We start from the raw sequence: 17,231 nt of genomic DNA, 5'->3' as shown, positions 1-17,231 counted from the left end.
TTATAAAAACACCTATTGTATATTATAACATAGAAGAAATTATTCTCACACCTCAATCTATTAATTTATTAATTTTACTGAGTGCTGTTATCAATTTTTTAAGGAGTGTATATATGACAAAAGAATCTACTTATTCATTAACAAATAAACAATTAAGTGCCGTAATCGGTGATGAAACTAATCTTATCGCCAACTTAAGCAATGCAGCGGCTCTATTATTTGAAAATTTACCTACTATCAACTGGGCTGGATTTTACTTATATGAACCAGCTTCTGACGAACTTGTTTTAGGACCTTTCCAAGGAAAAGTAGCTTGTATCAGGATTCAACGTGACAAAGGGGTTTGTGGAACAGCTTTCTCTAAAGAAGAGAGTATTTTCGTTGAAGATGTTAATCAATTCCCTGGACACATTGCTTGTGATGCAGCTAGCCAATCTGAAATTGTTGTTCCTTTGATTAAAGATGGTCGTACTATTGGAGTCTTAGATATTGACGCTCCCATTACCAACCGTTTTGATGAAGTTGACCAAAATTATTTAGAAAAATTTGTTCAAATTCTTTTAGATCCTTCGATTATATAATACAATGGCTTGACTTACTAATGATTTATAGCGTATACTTGCAGATGTGTAAAATAATGCAGCGTGAGAGTGGTATTCACGTCAACAGTTCATTGCCAGTAATGGTGCAATTGCGTAACCTATGGCTGCAAAGGTGAAGATTGAAAAATGGACTGCACGAAATACTGAACTTCAACTTATTATTTTACTCCAAAAAACATTTATTGGAGGAATTACATTATGTCACGTTATACAGGTCCAAGTTGGAAAGTTTCTCGTCGTCTAGGCATTTCACTTTCTGGCACAGGTAAAGAAATCGAACGCCGTCCTTACGCTCCAGGTCCTCATGGTCCAAACAGCCGTAAAAAATTAACAGAATACGGTCTTCAATTACAAGAAAAACAAAAATTGCGTCACATGTTTGGTATGAATGAACGTCAATTCAGTAACTTATTCTTAAAAGCTGGTAAAATCAAAGAAGGTAAACATGGGGAAAACTTCATGATCCTTTTAGAACAACGTTTAGATAATGTTGTTTACCGTTTAGGTTTAGCTACTACTCGTCGTCAATCACGTCAATTAGTAAACCACGGTCATATCCTTGTTGATGGCAAACGCGTTGATATTCCATCATACAGCGTTTCAGTTGGACAAGTTATCTCTGTTCGTGAAAAATCTAAAAACATGGAAATTATTAAATCAGCTGCTGAATCATTATTCGGCCGTCCTGACTACGTAACTTTCGATGTTGAAAAATTAGAAGGTTCATACAACCGTCTACCATTAAGAGATGAATTATCTGCTGAGATCGATGAAACAATCATCGTTGAGTACTACTCTCGTTAATAAAATCTTGCTTAAATTAAAGAGGCTGGGACAAAACCTCCCAGTAACTAAAAAAACGTTAATTGCATTTTTGCAATTAACGTTTTTTTAGTTTTTTCAACTGATTAAGTAAATTCTTTAGGCTAAATCGCCTTTGTTTTTCTATATTTTTTGAAGTTATTAGCCATAAAAGCCAAACCTATATCGACTTTAATTTTCTCTTTCCCACGCAAATGGAAGCGAGTGAAACCTAAATTAGCTTTTACCTGCCCGAAAACTGGCTCTACCTCGATTTTGCGTCTCGCAAAAATCTTGGAGCCTTCAGGTGATAAAAGCTTAGTCGCTTCTATTTCTTTTAAAGCTTCATAATGCCAATTGTAATAGAAGGCTTTTTGTTCTGCCTCCTCTGGATTATCCGGTCTATAAACATGACTATCCTGATGAAATCCACTACTGTTTTTCTTGTGACTTATATAGTTAAAATAATAATTTGTACCATCTGGATGTATAAAGTAATTTCCTTCGGAATGATAAGTCCAGTTTTTTCTATTTCTTGAAGAGCTACTATAGGATCGTGTTTGTTCTTTATCAAAGAGGTTATATTTTATGAGATGATTTACTCCGATATCATTCAGAAAATTTAGGTTCTCTTCACTGCCATAACCAGCATCTGCAATAATCATTTTTGGCAAGTAATCTAATGATTCAACAAACGGAATGAGTGTCCGTGTATCCGTTGGATTTGGAAAAGCATCATAAGCTAATACAAATTGATTTTCAGTACCGATTTGAATATTGTACGCCGCTTTTAACTGGCCGTTCATCATATGATCGTCTTTCATTCTCATAAAAGTAGCCTCTAAATCAATCTTAGAAAAGCTATTACGACCATTAAACACTTTATCATGGGCTTCATAATTTCTTTTGCGTAGGATGAAATCATTTTTCAATTTACGTAAATGTTTTTTTAATCTTCGTCTCTTTTGTTTCTTGGGGTTCTTTCCATGAACAGGATGATCTTCAATATCAGTAGTCAATTGATTGATTTCTTTTTCGATTAGGGTTGTCAAATCCTCAAGTTCGCCAATAGAAATATCCTCTAAATCATCTATCACCATAGATTCTTCAACCAGTGGTTGAATTTCGTCTACAAAATATTGTTTCGTCTTCATTCTGAGAGAAGTTGCATATCTGTCTATAGCTTTTTTCCATACAAAGGAATATTTATTGGCGTTAGCCTCTATTTTAGTTCCATCTATAAATAGTTCATTCATAGAGATAAGATTTTCTGTTTTGAGTTTAACCGTAAATTCAGTAAATAATTCAGGTAATAACTTTTGGCAATTTTCAGAAGAACGAAATCGGTTGATTGTTCGATAGGAGATAACTTCGTTACTAACTGCCCACATCATGGCTATGTTTTCCGTCATCATTTTTTCAATTTTCCGGCCAGAATAAATCCCTTCTGAATAAGCAAAGAGAAGTACTTTTATTAGTAACCTTGGATGATAACCAGGTCTTCCCTCGGAAGAATCAAGTTGAGAAAACAACGTGTTGTCCATTGATTCAATAAATTCATGAATTTCAAAAATAATATGGTTTGGAGACAATAAACAAGACAATTCTATTGGCAAGCTTGTTTGATTCGTGGTATATTTTTTATACATTAGAAACCCCTCCGATAATTGTATTTGTGGTTATTTACATTATATCAAAGGGGTTTCTTTTTGTATTATAAAAAGCATCCAGAAAAGTCATTTAAACTTTTCTGGATGCTTTTTAGCTAGGTTTTGTCCCAGCCTCTTTTTTTATTTTTCAATTTGATTAAAGAATAATAACTATTGAATGGGTAATCGTGTGTGTAATTCAAAAAAAAAACGCTTAGTTAATAGACTAATTTGCTTGTGTTTTCAAAAAAACAACCGTTTCCAATGATGATTTACGGGCATTTATATGAATTTGATGAGAAAACAAACAAAGTAGTTCAAGTATATTTTAATCTGTGTATTTTTGTGTTAAACTTTACTAATTAATAACCTAGCAATTATTTATTTCTTGTATTCAATTATTTTTAACCGTTCCCATTTACTAATTTTATTCCACTAAAAAGGAGTGTACGTTGTGTCTAATAATACAGTAATAGAAGTTACTGGTCCTTCTGTCAAACTAAAAAGCAATAAGTCTAAAATAGTTATTCACTATCAAGATGATTTTAATGCACTTATACATTATGAATTTATTGTTCGTAAATTAAACGAGAAAAAGAATAACAACAAAGAGGATGAACGCTGAGATTTTACATTCAGCGTTTTTTATTTAGCGCTAAGAAATAAAATAGGTTTAGTATTTAATGAAAAATGGTACACTAAATACTAGGAATTTAAATAGCGTTACAAATTGAGGAGTGATTAGTTTATGGCAAATAAAATGAACGTAGAAAGTTTTAACTTAGATCACACAAAAGTTAAAGCCCCTTATGTTAGATTAGCAGACAAAAAAATTGGTTTAAATGGCGATAAAATTTTAAAATATGATGTTCGTTTTTCACAACCAAACAAAGAACATATGGATATGATGAGTATTCATTCGTTAGAACACTTAACTGCTGAATTAATTCGTAACCATGCAGATTATATTATCGATTTTGGTCCTATGGGATGCCAAACAGGTTTCTATCTAACGGTAATCAATCATGAAGACTATGATGAAATTTTAGATGTTTTACAAAAAACAATGGAAGATGTTTTAGTGGCAACTGAAGTTCCAGCAAGCAATGAAACGCAATGTGGCTGGGCAGCTCATCACACTTTAGAAGGCGCACAAAAATTAGCCAAAGATTTCTTAGCAAAACGCAATGAATGGCATATCGTATTTGCTTAATAATTTTTTTAAAAAGGGTTCAACGCGATTCTCTTCGCGTGAACCCTTTTTAATTTACTGCTTTCAAACAGTACTTTTTTTTATTTCATATACGCTATAAGCTTGCTTATATAAGGGTACTAACTGCATAAAAGTATCTAATATATAGCGTTGTGTCATTTCTGGATCCAATAAAAGTGGATCATTAGCTAAAATCTGTCTACCAATTAAGAATTCTCCCTTTTTAACTGTCTGCCATCGAATCAGTCCATTTAATAAATTGGCTTCGCGAACAGGTACAACTGACTCTTTTGTATGATCCCATGAAACAACATAATCATCAGGCACTTTGGCTAATAATGATGGATCTTCGATAATTTGAAGAGCCATTTTTTCCTCATGTAAAGGATTATCAATAAAAGCAAGCCAAATAAAAAGATGTGTCTCATATATGCCTAGTTGAAAATGTGGGTATTTTTTATACCCTCTACTATCTCCTCCAATTGCCATCCATGTATCTTTCGGAGCATTTTTTGTTCTTCTTATATGCTGTGCAATATGAACCGGCAGGCTATCTTTGTTTAATTCAATAGCTAAAGCTTTTGCGAATTCTTGTCCTAATATCCGGAATTTTGGTTGGATTTGTTTTCGAATAGCTGACATTCTTGGTTCTAGTCCTTCAATTGCAAAGACAGCAAAATCTTCTTTAGTAAACGTACAATTTTTCATTTTCTCACTCCAAGTGCACAACTAAGTTATTCAATAGTTGTTTTATTTTCTTCTATCAACCATTGATTGGGTTGATTTAGTCCAGCTAATTGATACATAATTACTATCTGGATCAAACAACTTTTTTTATTTTCGAATGGAATAAATGTTCCATATTTTCCCACTACTATAGCCGATTTTATAGAATTCTATTTAAAAAAGCAATTTTTTATGTAGTTTTGTGTAAAAATGAGTATCCTTAAAAAGTTTTCTTTCATACACGTTCATGCTATACTAAATTTTAAATTAACCTAAAAAGGGGTTTTTAAAATGGCTGACAGAGAGACTCAAGACTACCTATCAAAAGGAATTTATGGCAACAAAAAAACGAATCCAGATGAAAGAAATAAATATTTTGGCAGTCTTAGAGAACGCGTTTACTTATCTATGACCACCGAACAACTTATTTCTGATGATTATATCGCTGCTCTGGAAAAAGAAATGCAGCTTCATCCCAACCAACAATTATTATTGAATGGACAAATCGATATGAAGCTCCTAAGCCCCTACATCAAATTAAGTCAAAAGAACGACTGCCCTTTTCGGATTGTATCTGATGAAGGAGCTCAGCGAAGCCCACTGGGACTAATCTACGTCTCCTCTACTGCTGTCAATGAAGAAGTAGTGGATGTGTCTATTAAATACCCTGTCAGCACTCCTCCAGAAAAGGAAGAACAGAAACCTTCATTCTTCAAAAAACTATTTTCTTAAGACAAGACAAAAAAGCTCATTATTTTTCAATGAGCTTTTTTGTCTTGTCTACTCTTTTCGGATTGTAATGTATGATTTGGTTTCCATTCAAAATATGCTACACGATCGCCACCAGTAAAGTATCCTTCTCCTGTTTTTACAAATCCTAATTTTTTTAAAATATGTTGGGATTTTTTGTGATATAAATAAGTTTTAGCTTTTATTTTTTTTATTTCTTCAGACACAAGCCAGCTTAAAAAAGCTCTGGCTCCTTCTGTGGCATAACCATTTCCTGAGTAGTGCCCTACTATTCCATAACCTAATTCAGCTTCACCCGTTAGTTCTGGCGTGCCTTGTGCACTCACTTCTCCAATAATCTTATTTTCAGATTTAAGTACTATTAAGTGAGTCCATTTTTCCTTTGTTCTATCTTCTTTTACGGCTTCCAATACATACGGCAAATAAAAGAAAAATTCTACACCAGGCCATTCTTGCGCAACACTGAATCCAGACACCTCACTTAATTTTTCATCGCCAATAATTGTAGCTTCAATATACGACAATTGATAAGGTACCAGTAATAGATTTTCTGTTTCTAAAATAGTCACCATTGAAAGCCTCTTTTCTGCTAATAGACTATAAAAATAAACTCAAATGAATGAGTGTGCTTTACACTTTATTTTAAAACGTTTCCGTTTTCATAGCAACCAAATTATTTTTTTTAAGATTATTTTAGTTATTAAAACAGAATTTTTTTATTTTCATTTGAACTCATGATAAACTAGTAAAGTCTATTTATTTAGAAAATAAAACTAAGCGAGGCCTTTATATGAAAATAATTGAAACAAGAGATGCCCAACTAATGGCTAAATTAAGCGATGTTATGCAAAACAAACATCAAGAATTGTATCCTGATTTTTTTAAACCTTATAACGAAGAGGAAATCTCACATCATTTTCAAGAAACGTTTAAAAACCCAAAACAACAAGTTTTTCTTTGGATTGATGACCAACAAGAAACTGAGCAAATTGCAGCTTATCTTTGGCTAGAAGAAGAAGCCCTACCAGAAACTGTCTACCGTTATGGATATACCCGACTATATGTACACCATGTCTTAATTATGCCGGCCTATCAAGGCAAAGGTTTAAGCAAAGAACTTTTGGCTTTTGCCGATACCTTTGCAAAAGAAAGAGCTATTAAACAAGTAGAACTTCACTATTGGTCTCAAAATGAAATTGCAAAAAATGTCTACTCTCAATTTGGTTATGAAGTATACACTGAAATCGCCTATAAACAACTCGCTAACGATTAATCCGTTGCTTAATCAAAAAAGGAAGAATCACAGATGAAAAATCCTGTGTTTCTTCCTTTTTTATTAAGCTAAATTTTTTAGTAACTCTAAGACCATTTGACCAGATTTTTTACCTGCTTCAATAATGAATTCGTCAAAGCTCATCCCTGCTTCTTCATCTGCTACATCAGACATAGCTCTTACGATTACAAAAGGTTTTTTGAACTGGTAACAAACTTGAGCTATTGCTGCACCTTCCATTTCAGAAGCTAGCGCATCTGGAAAATGGTGTTTAATTTTTTGAACAACTTTTTTATCCGCAACAAAAGAATCACTCGTAACAATTAATCCTTGTACTGTTTTCAAACCAACTTTTACAGCCGCTTCTTTTGTTTGTTCTACAAGAAAATTGTCTGCTTGATAACGAGCTGGCATCTGTGGAACTTGTCCAATGACATAGTTAAAAACAGTTGCATCAACATCGTGGTAAGCAAGTTCAGTTGAGATTACGACATCTCCTACAGCTAGACCTTCCCCGATTCCTCCAGCAGATCCAGTATTAATAATAACATCAACTTCATGTCTCGCTAATAAGAGGGTTGCAGCAATTGCTGAATTGACCTTGCCTATACCGGATTGAACTAAAACCACCTCTATCTGCTCAATTTTTCCAGACGTGAATGAAGCATTTGCCTCTACCCACTCGCGTTTATCTCTCATGCTATTTTTAAGTACCGTTATTTCCTCTTGCATGGCGCCAATAATTCCAATTTTCATCAGTCAATTCCTTTCTAGTTTAAAAAATAAATACAATTGCCAAAACGATAACCAGCAGTATTGCTACAACCAGAATAATTTTGTTTAATTTACGTCCTCTATCACGAATCTTATCATTTTCACTTTTACGACTCTTTGTAACAATACCTTCTTTTTCTAATTGTTTCTGATAGTCACGCTCGACTCGTTCTCGTTCTTTGTCTCTTTTCTTTTTTTCTAGTTCTTTCAATTGATTTTCTTTTTTGATTTCTGCTCTCGTTTTTGGATCCATCTGACAAAAATCATCCTTTCTATTTCATTGTTGCTAATTTTAATTTCCAAGCAAGAAGAGCATATACTGTTTTAGCATCGTAAATCAAGTGTTTTTCGTAGGCTTCCCAAGCTTCATCAAAAGTTAAGTAAACTAGTTCAATAAACTCATCTTCATCTTGAGCAAGAGGCTCTTCAACTTTTGTTAATTCACGAGCTGTGTAAATATAAATTAATTCATTAGCAAAACCAGGGGAAGTATAAAAAGATGTTTCTAATTCAAACGTTTTAGCTTGATATCCTGTTTCTTCTTCAAGTTCTCTTCTTCCCGTTTCGATTGGATTTTCATCTGTGAGATCAATTTTACCAGCAGGTATTTCTAGTAAGACTTGTTCAACGGCCTTTCGGTATTGTTTAACAAAAATCATTTTATCATCTGCTGTGATTGCCATAATAGCTACTGCACCAGGATGTTTGATTAATTCTCTAGTGGAAGTTCCTCCATTGGGCAATTGAACAGTATCTACTACAAAATCAACTAGATTCCCATTATAAATCGTCTTGCTAGAAAGTGTTTTTTCTTCGAACTCCATTGAAGTCCCTCCTTATATCATTTGTTCTTTTGTCTTATCATACCTTTCATTTTCTTTTTTTTCAATTAAGTCTTATTTCAACAACTGCTATTAGTCGCATCATAAACTTTTGTAAGAAATTTAGCACACCTCTATCAGTAACTCCACTTCATTAGTTGTAGCAAGAAATCGTCCTTAGGTCTGATAGTAGTTTTATAAACATTTATGCTAAAATAAGCTTAAGGAAAATAAACTTAAAAATTATTTCAAAAAATAAATTAATGGAGTGAATAGTATGAAAAAAAACATGAAAAATATAGGAGACATCATTTACTACACCTTAACAAGTGTAACAACTATTTTAATTTTTGTTGTCATTTACGTTCTTTTCGATTTCAATTTGTTCTTGTCCCTGATTATCAGTATAGCTATAGGCGCATTCTTTATTTATAAACAATCTTTAAATGAAAATTCTGATCCTTCTAAAAAACTAAAACGGCTATCTCCCGAAAAAGAAGCTTTTTATAAAGCTAAAGGCATGTCTAAAGAAGAAATTCAATTTTTTAGAGAAACAATGCATACAGCTAAATTAAAATTATTGCGCTTAGAAAAAAACTTAAACAGTGTTTCTAAACTAGAAGCAATTGAAAAACGCAACAACACTATTCAATTAGCTAAATCTTTATTTAAAGGCATCACCGCAGAACCAAATCGTTTACATGAAGTCGATAAATTTTTATATGTCCATCTTCCTTCTTTAACCGATTTAACAGATAAATATTTGGAAATCAGCCAACATGAAGTGAAAAATAAATCGACCTTTGATATTCTTGACGAAAGTGCCACTACGATTGATGAAATGTGCCAATTAATTGCCGAAGATTATGTTCTTTTTAAATCTGATGATTTTGAAGATATGGCCATAGAGGTAGAACTTGCAAAGAAGGCTATTGAACGCGATAATGGACATGCACATTCAATTGAATCAGAAGAATTATAATCTTTAAGGAGATGGTAAGATGAGTACAGAAAATGATGCAATTAAACAACCTGCTACAGTTAAAGAAGTCGACTCTGAATTAGAAAGCTTATTAGCTAATCCGTTCGGAGATGCTTCGGCAAATGCTCCTGTATTGCAAAAACAAGCACAAATTGAAAAAGAAATGATTCAAACAGAGCAAGAACCACGCTTGATTGATAGCTTACCAAAGGAACGACAAGAACAGGCTAGATCTTTAGCTGAACAAATAGATGTAACAAATGCTCAATCTGTCATGATGTATGGTTCTGCTGCTCAACAAAAACTTGGAGAATTTTCGCATTCTATGTTAAATCACGTTCAGAACCAAGATACAGGAGAAATTGGGGACACCTTAAATGATTTAATGTATCGCTTGAATGAAGCTAATCCAGAAGATTTACGAGCTGAGGATAGCAATGTCTTCAAAAAAATCTTTGGTCGTGTAAAAAAATCGATTTATGAAATGACCGCTAAATACCAAAAAATCGGTGCTCAAATCGATAAAATTTCTGTCAAACTAGACAAAGAAAAAGCGGGCTTATTAAACGATAATTTAATGTTAGAGCAACTGTATACGAAGAACAAAGATTATTTTGATGCCTTAAATATTTACATCGCTGCTGGAGAATTGAAAATTGACGAGTTGCTCAACACCCTTATTCCAGAAGCGGTTAAAAAGGCTGAGACAAGTACCAATCAAATGGACGTACAAACAGTAAATGATTTGAATCAATTTTTAGATCGCTTAGAAAAACGGACGCATGACTTGAAGCTAGCGCGTCAAATGACAATTCAACAAGCTCCTCAAATTCGTTTGATTCAAAATACCAATCAAGCTCTAGCAGAAAAAATTCAATCTTCAATCAATATGGCGATTCCATTATGGAAAAATCAAATTGCGATTGCTCTTACTCTGCTTCGCCAAAAAGATGCTGTCACTGCTCAACGGCAAGTATCTGAAACCACGAACGATCTGATGAAAAAGAATTCTGAAATGTTGAAAATTTCTTCTATTGAAACAGCAAAAGAAAACGAACGTGGCATCATTGATATCGAAACGTTGCAACAAACACAAAATGATTTAATTGAGACTTTACAAGAAACACTACAAATCCAACAAGATGGCCGTGTTAAACGAAAAGAAGCAGAACGTGAACTATCTGTTATGGAAACTTCTTTACGTGATAAGTTATTGGAACTTACCACAGATAAAAGCTAACAACTAAGCAATTGAAATAAAAAGCATTGGCTATTGCTTTTTATTTCAATTGCTTTTTTTAGTTATTTTTTTCATGAAGTGCATATCATTTGATATGTGAACAGAATGTGACTATACTAATAAGTGTAGTAAAGAAAAACATTTTTTTGAAGGAGGACAAGATCATGGGATTTATTTGGTCATTAATTGTAGGTGGAATTTTAGGAGCTATCGCAGGTATGATAGTTGGTAAAGATGTGCCAGGAGGTATCATCGGTAACATTATCGTTGGATTTATCGGTTCATGGATCGGTAGTTCATTATTAAGCGACTTTGGCCCAATTATTGGTGGGTTTGCGATTATTCCAGCATTAATTGGAGCTATTATTTTAATTTTCATTTTTTCTCTTATCGTTGGAAGACGTAAAGGTTAAAAATAACTAATTTAATAAAGAAACAAAAAAACCGTTCAAGAAATTTCTTGAACGGTTTTTTTGTTTGGCTCTTCGTCAAATAGTGTGGCTGCTTCTAAAAATTCTTTCGGAATAGACGGATTTGCTTGTAAGAGCCCTGGTACCGTCTTAAGCCTCAAACACAGCTTAATCGCTAAAGCGTTAAGGCTGTGTCATTCGCATTGAATACTTTACAAGGCTTCAAGCAATCCTATTCCTCCAGAAGTATTAAGCATGAACTGAATTCATCTATCAACACTAAAAAATATAGATCCTTTTATTTTATTCTTCTTCTTGATCAAATTGACTATTATAAAGATCAGCATAAAAACCATTTTGTTCCAATAAAACTTCATGGTTTCCACTTTCTACTACATCTCCGTCTTTCATCACAATAATTAAATCTGCATTTTTAATTGTAGATAGACGATGAGCAATCACAAATGATGTTCTTCCATTCATCAAGTGATCCATTGCATTTTGAATAATAATTTCAGTACGCGTATCCACTGAGCTTGTTGCTTCATCCAAAATCAATAATGGTGCATCTGCTACCATAGCACGAGCAATTGTCATTAATTGTTTTTGACCAGCTGATAAACTTGTTGTATCATCTAGAATCGTATCGTAACCGTGTGGCAATGTTTGAATAAAGTGATGAACACCAACTGCTTTACAAGCATTGACAACTGCTTCATCGGTTACTCCTTGTTTGCTGTAGACGATATTTTCTCTCACTGTTCCTTCAAACAACCAAGTATCTTGTAATACCATACAGAATTGTTCATGCAAAGCTTCACGTGTCACACTAGAGATGGGTGTTCCATCAATGTAGATTTCTCCACTATTCACTTCATAAAAACGCATCAATAAGTTTACTAATGTTGTTTTACCTGCGCCTGTAGGACCTACAATTGCAATTTTTTGACCGGCTTTAGCTTCTAGAGAAAAATCATTGATGATTAAGCGATCAGGATTGTAACCAAACTTAACATGATCAAATGTCACATTTCCTTTGACCGTACCTAATGAAGTTGGTTTTCCTGTTTCAACTTCTAATTCTTCTTCTTCTAAGAAGTTGAAAACACGTTCACTAGCTGCTGCTGCCGATTGTAAACTTGTAAAAGCTTGCGCAATTTGAGAAAGAGGTTGTGTAAAGAAACGGATATACATCATAAAGGCAACAATCACACCAAAAGTAATTTGATCATTAAACGCTAAATAAGCTCCTACTACACACACAACGACGTATCCAAAGTTCCCAATGAAATTCATTAAAGGCATCATTAGACCAGAAATATATTGCGATTTCCATGCGCTATCGAATAAAGTGTCATTGATGACATTAAATTCTTTAATAGCTGCTTCTTCACCATTAAATGATTTTACAATATTATGCCCCGTATAGATTTCTTCTACATGACCATTTAATTCCCCTAAACTCTTTTGTTGTTGTCTAAAGTATTTTTGAGATTGTTTAATAATCATAATCATTAATGAAAAACCTAGAATAGTTGACAAAATAGCCGCAATAGCCATCGGTACATTTGTATAAAACATCATAATCAACGAACCTGTAAACAAACTAATAGCTGTCACTAATTGACCCAAACTTTGGTTTAATGTTTGGCCAATTGTATCGACATCATTTGTAACACGGCTTAAAATATCACCATGATTGTTACTGTCAAAGTAGCGTAAAGGCAACCGATTGATTTTTGACGAAATATCTGTACGTAATTTCTTCGTTACATTTTGAGTGACCGTTGCCATAATAAACCCTTGGAAATAAGACAGAATAACTCCAAGAACGTATAATGTCACTAATAATAATGCAATACTTTTAATTCTTTCTAAATCAATTTCCCCTGTAATACCTTCAGTGATCACATCCGTAATTTCACTAAGACGATCAGGACCTATTAAATTAAATACGGTACCGATAATAGCAAATACAAATGCTATTATTATATAAATCATATAAGATTTACAGTAATTTACTAACTTACCAATAGATTCTTTAAAATTATCCGGTTTTCTACTTGACATTGGACCATTTTCTGGAATGTTTTTATTTTTTTTACTCACCTGCTAATTCCTCCTTAGAAAGTTGAGAATAAGCGATGTCTTGATAGACTTCACACGTTTGCATCAATTCTTGATGTGTACCAATTCCAACAATTTTTCCTTCTTCTAAAACAATAATCTTATCTGCATCACGAATCGTACCAATACGTTGAGCAACAATTAATTTTGTTGTATCTGCTAACTCTGTGTTTAGTGCGGCGCGTAAAACACGGTCAGTTTTGTAATCTAATGCTGAAAATGAATCATCAAACACTAAGATTTCTGGTTTGCGTGAAATAGCACGTGAAATAGCTAAACGTTGACGTTGTCCACCAGATACATTGCTACCTGATTGAGCGATAGAAGCATCATATCCATCTTCCATTTTTTCAACGAAATCAGTACTTTGAGCAATTTCAATAGCTTTTTTCATGTCGTTTTCTGTAACTTCATGACCAGCGTCTCCATAACTCACATTTGAACGAACTGTTCCACTAAATAAGAAGGCTTTTTGCGGCACAAAACCAACTAAAGAATGCAAATATTTTTGCGTATATTCTCTGATATCGTGACCATTAATTTTGATTGCTCCACTTGTTACATCAAAGAAACGAGGAACCAAGTTAACAAGTGTACTTTTCCCACTACCTGTAGAACCAATAAAAGCAACTGTTTCACCTTTATTTGCTGTGAAAGAAATATTTTTTAAGATAGCTTCACTAGCATCTGGATATTGGAATGTCACATTATCAAAAACAATATTCCCTTTTTGATTACTAGCAGTTTTTGTTAACGTTCCATCTTTGATAGTTGCTTTTGTATTCAACACTTCCATGATACGTCCAGCTGATACAGATGCACGTGGTAGAATAATAAACACCACTGTTAACATCATAAATGACAGAACAACTTGAACAGCATATGAAGAAAATACGACCATATCACTAAATAGAGTAATACGTTCTAAAGCACTTGTCTGGTTGACTAGTTGAACATCATTAATCAAATAAGCACCAATCCAGTAAATTGATAAGCTTAGACCACTCATGATTAAGGTCATACCGGGTCCCATAACTGCCATAATCCTAGTAATAAATAAGTTTGTATTTGTTAATTTATTATTGGCTTTTCCAAATTTTTCTTCTTCAAAATTTTCTGCATTGTATGCACGAATCACACGTAATCCCGTTAAGTTTTCGCGTGTCACACGATTTAAATTATCAGTTAGGTTTTGGATAATTTTAAATTTAGGGATAGCAAATATTACAACGATACTAATGATAAGCAATAACACGACTACTGCACCAGCTGTTGCAAGAGTCCATTCCCAAGATTTATCCATTATTTTTGTAATGGCCCAAATAGCCATGATTGGTGCTTTGATTAATACTTGTAATCCTAATGACATAGCCATTTGTATTTGTGTTACATCATTTGAAGAACGAGTAATCAAACTTGCCGTAGAAAAATGATTGATTTCTTCCATGGAAAATCCTTCTACTTTTGTAAATACTTCTTTTCTTAGTGTACGTGATAGTCCGGCTGCTACTTTTGAAACAAAAAACACTGTTACGAAAGAGGCTACTAAACTACCTAAGGCACACAACATCATATATCCACCATTTTTAAAAATGTCATTCATTTCTGATCCTGGAATTTGGATAAGTTGAGTGATTTTAGACATGTATTCTGGTAATTCTAAATCTAAATAAACTTGAGTAACGATAAAAATAACACTACATAAAATCATTAGCCATTCTTTTCGTTTTAAATACTTTAATATTTTCAGCATAGTCGTTCTCCTTCATCCCTTAAAATAAATCTTACTCGATGTCTTTCAACATATTTTGTTGCATTTTGTAAATTACCGTAAAAAACTGTTCAAGCTCTTTTTCCGATAACCCTTCAGTCAGTAAATTTTCAATTCTTTGGTATTCTCTACTCACTTCTTCGACAAGACTTTGGCCTTTTTCTGATAATTGCAATTTTTTCATTCGTGCATCTTGTTCACTGGAAATCCGTTCAATTAATCCTTTTTCTTCCATATTTTTCAGCATTTTTGAAGTCGTAGACCGACGCATTGAAAAAGCTTTTTCAATGTCCTTTTGAAATACATCTTTGTGCTTAGAAGTATTTAAAAATCCAATAATCATTCCATGCATTTTAGTCATAGACAATCTTTTATCTTCAATATTACTGGACTTGACATTTCTCTGTATGAAATTCATTAATTTACGTATTTCCATTCCAATTTCCTTTTTATCGCTTTCTTCATCAAAAAAAATTTTTCTCACCTCAATCTTTAGCATTATCTTAATAGAAGCTCAATAAACGAACTATTGTTAGCACGCTAACAATAATAACTCGATACTAACTTTTAGTCAATAGAAACATCAACATTTTAAAAAATAAAATAGAGCGCAAAAAGTACCAACAGATTTTTCGGTCTGCTGGTACTTAAATGTAGCTCTATTAGTTATTTCTCATGGTTATCATGAAATTATTTACTTGTTTGAGTTGAAATTATAGTTTTACAACGTTTGCAGCTTGAGCTCCGCGGTTTCCTTCAACAATTTCAAATTCAACAGCTTGGCCTTCTTCTAATGATTTAAAGCCGTCTCCTGTAATTGCACTGAAATGTACAAAGATGTCGTCTCCACCTTCAACTTCAATAAAGCCAAAACCTTTTTCTGCATTAAACCATTTTACCGTTCCTTTTTCCATAATTCACTGTACCTCCGATTATTCATTTTGCAATTGATTCTTTTTTGACTACTTATTTCTCAAAGTAATGAAATCGATTACAGGTTTATTATAACTCAGGTTTTTTCATTTTGCAAGGGGTTACTTTACTTTAATAGAGCCTTTATTGAAAATGATTCACTTTTTTAAATGGTTGAAAGACCTTCAATAAACTCACGGTAAGTTTTATCTTCATTCAGCAAGATGACTTCACCATTAGTTAACTGATGGTTTAGAATATCTTCTAAAGAAATAATAACTTTGCTAAGAAATGTTGCATTACCAATCAGATCCATCCAATAATTTCCATTCTCTTTCTGATGAACGATTGTTTGCACCATACCACCGGGATTAGTTACTTGAATTTTTTCTTCTAATTTACCATCTTTTAACAATACATACATTAGACTGCTAGCGGCCATTGCCGTCCCACAAGCATTTGTAAACCCTACTCCTCTTTCAAATGTGCGAACAAATATTTTTTGATTGCCTAGTTCTTCAACGAAACTAACATTTACTCCGTCAGGAAAATAAGGATTTGCTCCATTTAAATAAGTGGCCAGTTCTTTAAGCAATGAGCTTTTTATTGTTTTATGGTCAACGAAACTAATCAAATGAGGATTGGGTACTGCTACAGTTGAAAAACGTAATCCTGGTGCTAATTCAGGTAATTCTTGATCAATAAATGTTTCATCTTTCCAATTAAAGGGCAATTTAGCTACGTTAAAAGAAACAGGAGAAATCTCTACTTGAAAAGTTTGAACATCTTTTCCTAATTCTTCTGCTTTTTTTACATGGAGATCAGCATGCATCGTCTCAATTAATAACTCATCTTGATTGTGTTTTTCAGAAAGGTAACGAGCAACCGTTCTTAATCCATTGCCACACATACTGGCTTCACTGCCGTCATAATTGATGACTCTCATACTTTCACCAGTTGTTTTATGCTTTGCATTCCCGACTAATAAAACACCGTCTGCTCCATTTAAAAGCCCGTTACAGCGATCCGTGATAATCTTAGTTAGAGAAACCAATTCTGCTTCGGTCAGTGTTCTTTCTAATACTATTTCATCCAAAATAAAAAATTCATTTTCTGATCCGTGTACCTTGATTAATTCTAATTCCATTTAACCGAACCTCCTGCTTTTTTTCTTATTTTA

General features: G+C 33.3%; 20 protein-coding genes. 9 read left to right on the top strand and 11 right to left on the bottom strand.

Annotated features, from left to right (window positions below; all coding sequences use genetic code 11):
* Positions 1 to 113: 113 nt before the first annotated feature.
* Positions 114 to 581: a GAF domain-containing protein gene (locus BP18_RS03875; protein ID WP_007724838.1), complete on the top strand. Its 468-nt coding sequence runs from the start codon at positions 114 to 116 to the stop codon at positions 579 to 581.
* Positions 582 to 800: 219 nt separating this feature from the next.
* Positions 801 to 1,406, top strand: a complete 606-nt coding sequence (gene rpsD / locus BP18_RS03870; protein WP_007724840.1) for a 30S ribosomal protein S4 — start codon at positions 801 to 803, stop codon at positions 1,404 to 1,406.
* Between the two features lie 122 nt (positions 1,407 to 1,528).
* On the opposite strand, the gene BP18_RS03865 is transcribed toward rpsD, so the two are convergent.
* A complete protein-coding gene (locus tag BP18_RS03865) occupies positions 1,529 to 3,052 on the bottom strand; it encodes an IS1182 family transposase (protein ID WP_051669276.1) in 1,524 nt (507 codons plus the stop codon).
* 454 nt (positions 3,053 to 3,506) lie between these two features.
* Between BP18_RS03865 and BP18_RS12545 the strand changes: the two genes are divergently transcribed.
* On the top strand, positions 3,507 to 3,677 hold the full coding sequence (locus tag BP18_RS12545; RefSeq protein ID WP_007724842.1) for a hypothetical protein: 171 nt from the start codon (positions 3,507 to 3,509) through the stop codon (positions 3,675 to 3,677).
* A gap of 123 nt (positions 3,678 to 3,800) precedes the next feature.
* Positions 3,801 to 4,265, top strand: coding sequence for an S-ribosylhomocysteine lyase (locus tag BP18_RS03860; protein WP_007724844.1), 465 nt, complete (start codon positions 3,801 to 3,803; stop codon positions 4,263 to 4,265).
* A gap of 63 nt (positions 4,266 to 4,328) precedes the next feature.
* Here the strand turns inward: BP18_RS03860 and BP18_RS03855 are convergent, their stop codons facing one another.
* Positions 4,329 to 4,973 (bottom strand): YktB family protein, encoded by a 645-nt coding sequence (locus BP18_RS03855; protein ID WP_007724845.1) that lies wholly within the window; start codon positions 4,971 to 4,973, stop codon positions 4,329 to 4,331.
* 309 nt (positions 4,974 to 5,282) lie between these two features.
* Here BP18_RS03855 and BP18_RS03850 point away from each other — a divergent pair, with 309 nt between their 5' ends.
* Complete coding sequence (locus tag BP18_RS03850; protein WP_007724849.1) at positions 5,283 to 5,723, top strand: YueI family protein; 441 nt, start codon at positions 5,283 to 5,285, stop codon at positions 5,721 to 5,723.
* Positions 5,724 to 5,749: 26 nt separating this feature from the next.
* Here BP18_RS03850 and BP18_RS03845 read toward each other — a convergent pair whose 3' ends face one another.
* Positions 5,750 to 6,313: a GNAT family N-acetyltransferase gene (locus BP18_RS03845; RefSeq protein ID WP_007724850.1), complete on the bottom strand. Its 564-nt coding sequence runs from the start codon at positions 6,311 to 6,313 to the stop codon at positions 5,750 to 5,752.
* Between the two features lie 218 nt (positions 6,314 to 6,531).
* Here BP18_RS03845 and BP18_RS03840 point away from each other — a divergent pair, with 218 nt between their 5' ends.
* Positions 6,532 to 7,014: a GNAT family N-acetyltransferase gene (locus BP18_RS03840; RefSeq protein WP_007724852.1), complete on the top strand. Its 483-nt coding sequence runs from the start codon at positions 6,532 to 6,534 to the stop codon at positions 7,012 to 7,014.
* Positions 7,015 to 7,077: 63 nt separating this feature from the next.
* Here the strand turns inward: BP18_RS03840 and BP18_RS03835 are convergent, their stop codons facing one another.
* Genes BP18_RS03835 through BP18_RS03825 form a run of 3 tightly spaced genes read right to left on the bottom strand, consistent with a single transcriptional unit; the run spans position 7,078 to position 8,612 of the window.
* Positions 7,078 to 7,770, bottom strand: a complete 693-nt coding sequence (locus BP18_RS03835) for a 5'-methylthioadenosine/adenosylhomocysteine nucleosidase (protein WP_007724855.1) — start codon at positions 7,768 to 7,770, stop codon at positions 7,078 to 7,080.
* A gap of 19 nt (positions 7,771 to 7,789) precedes the next feature.
* Positions 7,790 to 8,041, bottom strand: coding sequence for a cell wall synthase accessory phosphoprotein MacP (macP, locus tag BP18_RS03830; protein ID WP_007724856.1), 252 nt, complete (start codon positions 8,039 to 8,041; stop codon positions 7,790 to 7,792).
* Between the two features lie 19 nt (positions 8,042 to 8,060).
* Positions 8,061 to 8,612, bottom strand: a complete 552-nt coding sequence (locus BP18_RS03825) for an NUDIX hydrolase (protein WP_007724858.1) — start codon at positions 8,610 to 8,612, stop codon at positions 8,061 to 8,063.
* A gap of 274 nt (positions 8,613 to 8,886) precedes the next feature.
* Between BP18_RS03825 and BP18_RS03820 the strand changes: the two genes are divergently transcribed.
* From BP18_RS03820 to BP18_RS03810, 3 genes are all read left to right on the top strand, one after another.
* The gene (locus tag BP18_RS03820; protein ID WP_007724860.1) at positions 8,887 to 9,591 is read left to right on the top strand and encodes a 5-bromo-4-chloroindolyl phosphate hydrolysis family protein; all 705 of its coding nucleotides are present in this window, start codon (positions 8,887 to 8,889) and stop codon (positions 9,589 to 9,591) included.
* A gap of 19 nt (positions 9,592 to 9,610) precedes the next feature.
* Positions 9,611 to 10,831 (top strand): toxic anion resistance protein, encoded by a 1,221-nt coding sequence (locus tag BP18_RS03815; protein WP_007724861.1) that lies wholly within the window; start codon positions 9,611 to 9,613, stop codon positions 10,829 to 10,831.
* A gap of 164 nt (positions 10,832 to 10,995) precedes the next feature.
* Positions 10,996 to 11,244, top strand: a complete 249-nt coding sequence (locus BP18_RS03810) for a GlsB/YeaQ/YmgE family stress response membrane protein (protein WP_007724863.1) — start codon at positions 10,996 to 10,998, stop codon at positions 11,242 to 11,244.
* Positions 11,245 to 11,544: 300 nt separating this feature from the next.
* On the opposite strand, the gene BP18_RS03805 is transcribed toward BP18_RS03810, so the two are convergent.
* The 5 genes from BP18_RS03805 to dapF all read right to left on the bottom strand — a co-directional run bounded on the left by BP18_RS03805 (position 11,545) and on the right by dapF (position 17,198).
* Complete coding sequence (locus tag BP18_RS03805) at positions 11,545 to 13,311, bottom strand: ABC transporter ATP-binding protein (protein ID WP_035019594.1); 1,767 nt, start codon at positions 13,309 to 13,311, stop codon at positions 11,545 to 11,547.
* Between the two features lie 31 nt (positions 13,312 to 13,342).
* On the bottom strand, positions 13,343 to 15,121 hold the full coding sequence (locus tag BP18_RS03800) for an ABC transporter ATP-binding protein (protein WP_035050351.1): 1,779 nt from the start codon (positions 15,119 to 15,121) through the stop codon (positions 13,343 to 13,345).
* A gap of 31 nt (positions 15,122 to 15,152) precedes the next feature.
* Positions 15,153 to 15,575 carry a MarR family winged helix-turn-helix transcriptional regulator gene (locus BP18_RS03795; RefSeq protein ID WP_007724870.1) on the bottom strand — a complete coding sequence of 141 codons (423 nt, stop codon included), beginning with the start codon at positions 15,573 to 15,575 and terminating at the stop codon, positions 15,153 to 15,155.
* Between the two features lie 277 nt (positions 15,576 to 15,852).
* Positions 15,853 to 16,053 (bottom strand): cold-shock protein CspD, encoded by a 201-nt coding sequence (cspD, locus tag BP18_RS03790; RefSeq protein ID WP_007724873.1) that lies wholly within the window; start codon positions 16,051 to 16,053, stop codon positions 15,853 to 15,855.
* A gap of 164 nt (positions 16,054 to 16,217) precedes the next feature.
* Complete coding sequence (gene dapF / locus BP18_RS03785) at positions 16,218 to 17,198, bottom strand: diaminopimelate epimerase (protein WP_029276135.1); 981 nt, start codon at positions 17,196 to 17,198, stop codon at positions 16,218 to 16,220.
* Positions 17,199 to 17,231: the final 33 nt, after the last annotated feature.

Origin of the sequence: Carnobacterium jeotgali MS3 (assembly GCF_000745125.1) — a bacterium.
Taxonomy (GTDB): Bacteria; Bacillota; Bacilli; order Lactobacillales; family Carnobacteriaceae; genus Carnobacterium_B; species Carnobacterium_B jeotgali.
This window is presented reverse-complemented; position numbering and strand designations above follow the sequence as displayed.

Bases quoted from the DNA above. Each gene is read 5' to 3' on its own strand.
- BP18_RS03875 (WP_007724838.1), top strand. From the start codon at position 114: ATGACAAAAGAATCTACTTATTCATTAACAAATAAACAATTAAGTGCC.
- rpsD (WP_007724840.1), top strand. From the start codon at position 801: ATGTCACGTTATACAGGTCCAAGTTGGAAAGTTTCTCGTCGTCTAGGC.
- BP18_RS03865 (WP_051669276.1), bottom strand. From the start codon at position 3,052: ATGTATAAAAAATATACCACGAATCAAACAAGCTTGCCAATAGAATTG.
- BP18_RS03860 (WP_007724844.1), top strand. From the start codon at position 3,801: ATGGCAAATAAAATGAACGTAGAAAGTTTTAACTTAGATCACACAAAA.
- BP18_RS03855 (WP_007724845.1), bottom strand. From the start codon at position 4,973: ATGAAAAATTGTACGTTTACTAAAGAAGATTTTGCTGTCTTTGCAATT.
- BP18_RS03850 (WP_007724849.1), top strand. From the start codon at position 5,283: ATGGCTGACAGAGAGACTCAAGACTACCTATCAAAAGGAATTTATGGC.
- BP18_RS03845 (WP_007724850.1), bottom strand. From the start codon at position 6,313: ATGGTGACTATTTTAGAAACAGAAAATCTATTACTGGTACCTTATCAA.
- BP18_RS03840 (WP_007724852.1), top strand. From the start codon at position 6,532: ATGAAAATAATTGAAACAAGAGATGCCCAACTAATGGCTAAATTAAGC.
- BP18_RS03835 (WP_007724855.1), bottom strand. From the start codon at position 7,770: ATGAAAATTGGAATTATTGGCGCCATGCAAGAGGAAATAACGGTACTT.
- macP (WP_007724856.1), bottom strand. From the start codon at position 8,041: ATGGATCCAAAAACGAGAGCAGAAATCAAAAAAGAAAATCAATTGAAA.
- BP18_RS03825 (WP_007724858.1), bottom strand. From the start codon at position 8,612: ATGGAGTTCGAAGAAAAAACACTTTCTAGCAAGACGATTTATAATGGG.
- BP18_RS03820 (WP_007724860.1), top strand. From the start codon at position 8,887: ATGAAAAAAAACATGAAAAATATAGGAGACATCATTTACTACACCTTA.
- BP18_RS03815 (WP_007724861.1), top strand. From the start codon at position 9,611: ATGAGTACAGAAAATGATGCAATTAAACAACCTGCTACAGTTAAAGAA.
- BP18_RS03810 (WP_007724863.1), top strand. From the start codon at position 10,996: ATGGGATTTATTTGGTCATTAATTGTAGGTGGAATTTTAGGAGCTATC.
- BP18_RS03805 (WP_035019594.1), bottom strand. From the start codon at position 13,311: ATGTCAAGTAGAAAACCGGATAATTTTAAAGAATCTATTGGTAAGTTA.
- BP18_RS03800 (WP_035050351.1), bottom strand. From the start codon at position 15,121: ATGCTGAAAATATTAAAGTATTTAAAACGAAAAGAATGGCTAATGATT.
- BP18_RS03795 (WP_007724870.1), bottom strand. From the start codon at position 15,575: ATGGAAATACGTAAATTAATGAATTTCATACAGAGAAATGTCAAGTCC.
- cspD (WP_007724873.1), bottom strand. From the start codon at position 16,053: ATGGAAAAAGGAACGGTAAAATGGTTTAATGCAGAAAAAGGTTTTGGC.
- dapF (WP_029276135.1), bottom strand. From the start codon at position 17,198: ATGGAATTAGAATTAATCAAGGTACACGGATCAGAAAATGAATTTTTT.